Source organism: Clostridioides sp. ES-S-0190-01 (genome assembly GCF_020658275.1).
Classification (GTDB): domain Bacteria; phylum Bacillota; class Clostridia; order Peptostreptococcales; family Peptostreptococcaceae; genus Clostridioides.
In genome coordinates this window covers 1-2243 of sequence record NZ_JACVWA010000020.1, presented here as the reverse complement: position 1 = coordinate 2243, position 2243 = coordinate 1, and the positions used below count along the sequence as shown (strand labels likewise).

The following is a 2243-nucleotide window of genomic DNA, read 5'->3' as shown; positions in this document are numbered from 1 at the left end:
TTGCTGCAATAGTAAGTGCATCTACTTCTCCACCATTTGCATTTGTTATATATACTTTATCTACATCATGATTTTTATCTATTTCTTTTGCTATCAATAAAGATGTCTCATATCTATTAGAACCATTTAAACGTGTTTGACTAGCACTTACAGTTGATTTTATTTGATTAGCAGTAGTTTTAGAAATAGAATTCTCATCTCCAATTATAATTATATCTTTAGGATTTAGACGCTTTAATTCTGCTTTTACACTATCAGACACATTATTTTTTTCAACCAAAAGTATTGGTGCATTATATGTAGTTGCTAGTGGAGTTGATATAATACCGTCGATGCTTACATCTCCATTTATTATAACTACTTTATCTGAACCATTTTTCCATCCCTCTTTACTTATTTTAACAGCTGTTTCATATCTATCACTTCCTGTAAGTTCTGTGATAGGTGCAGAAGTCTTTCTCAAATATTTATTTACATCTTTTCTTGAAGTTATATCTTCAATTATACATTCCTGTGTTACATTGTAGTCTTTTAGATTTAATCCCATAGCTTCTAATTCTTGTCTGTCTAAAGTCTTAGGATTAGTTGCGCTATTTATTGTTATCCCTTGTAACTCCCAAACATTTAGATACTCTGGGTCTTTATTATAATTTATAGTTCCTTCATATACCCCAGTTGATTGATTGTAGTTCAGAGTTGTATCTAGTGGCATATCATAACATTTATATTTTAATGTAATGCTATCAGCATCTGGTTTTTCTTTAAATTTTATACTTACTTTTGATGTACTTCCTAAAACTATACTTTTTTTCTCCAAATTTATGTTTAAGTTAGCATTATTTTCCATAGCATTAGACTCAGTAGCAAATGCCATTGTAGGTGCAACAATTGCCATTGAAAGAACTCCTGTTGTTATTAATCTCGTATTTTTTTTCATATTAATCTCCTTACTTAACATAGATTTTCACCTTGCTTTTTTTATCTTTTAATTTTTTAAAACACAGCAAAGTGTGCTTATCTAAATTTGCAAAAATTTATTAAAAATTAAATTACAAAAAATAAACAATTACAAAAAATAAACATAATTAAATATATTTGCTCATTTCCACTATATCATTTATTACTAAAAAAATCTATAAATGACAAATAAAAACATATAATGATTATATTTTGTAGAGTTTTATATCAAATTTTTATAAGTCAATAAAATTAATTTTTCAAAGTTGCATTCTAAATGTTACATATATATTTTAATAAATAAACATCATATAAATATTATTCAAGTCCTCGACCTATTAATACCTAGAAGTTAAATACATCTCTATAATTACACCTGAGACTTAGCAACCAAAACTTCAACACAAAAAGACTATGTATACACTATTTGCACTTATATCTGCAACAACTTATACATAGTCTTTATTACTAACAGAATTATATTTTTATTTTATGGATTTAAACTAAATCTAAAGTCATAAATTAATTTATGCTGAGTTTTTTAAGTATTTTCATTATGTACTATTTTAATGACTCTTCTATACCTTTACCTATTTGTGTACCCATGTCCTTTACTTTTGATGATGAATTCAATAAACTCATATCCTTCTCATTATCTAAAAATGCACATTCTACAAGTACAGCTGGCATATCATTAGTTCTTAAAACATACAAGTAATCCTTTGTAGGGTCAGTTGATAGTGTTCTTGTTTTTATACCTCTATTTTTAAGATTAAACTTCTCTAAAATTCTATTTAATATGTTTGTAGCTACAGTTTTAGTAGTTCCACCATTTTTGTCTGCAAGTTTATAAAATACTTCTACTCCATTTCCAGTTGTATCAGATGCATTATAGTGTATACTTGTAAATAAATCTGGTCTTAAAGAGTTAGATAGGGCAGTTCTATTTCCAAGTGATAAAGTCTTATCTGTATCTCTTGTCATAATTACATTTATTCCTTTTGAACGTAAATACTCAGTTGTTGCAAGTGAAGTATTTAAAGTATAATCTTTTTCTCTAATTCCACCTAATGGTTTACCTGTTGTTCCAGTATCCGAGCCACCATGACCTGGGTCAATCATAACTGTTTTTGCTCCATTACTAGTTCCTGGGTCTGTTGGTGTTGTATTATGCTTAGATAATGATGATGCTATAGAATTCATTACCTTAGAAGTTAATCCGCCTCCTATCTTATACACTTTATTAGCAGATTTAGCTTCTAAATTATCCTTATGATATGCAGATA

Annotated in this window: 2 protein-coding genes; both read right to left on the bottom strand. The window is 27.7% G+C overall.

Annotation, left to right across the window (positions count from 1 at the left end):
• Positions 1–937, bottom strand: a 937-nt coding sequence (locus IC214_RS06890; RefSeq protein WP_227866424.1) for a cell wall-binding repeat-containing protein, incomplete at its 3' end; no start/stop codon positions are given.
• Between the two features lie 581 nt (positions 938–1518).
• The coding region (locus IC214_RS06885) for an N-acetylmuramoyl-L-alanine amidase (RefSeq protein WP_227845141.1) at positions 1519–2243 on the bottom strand (725 nt) is incomplete at its 5' end.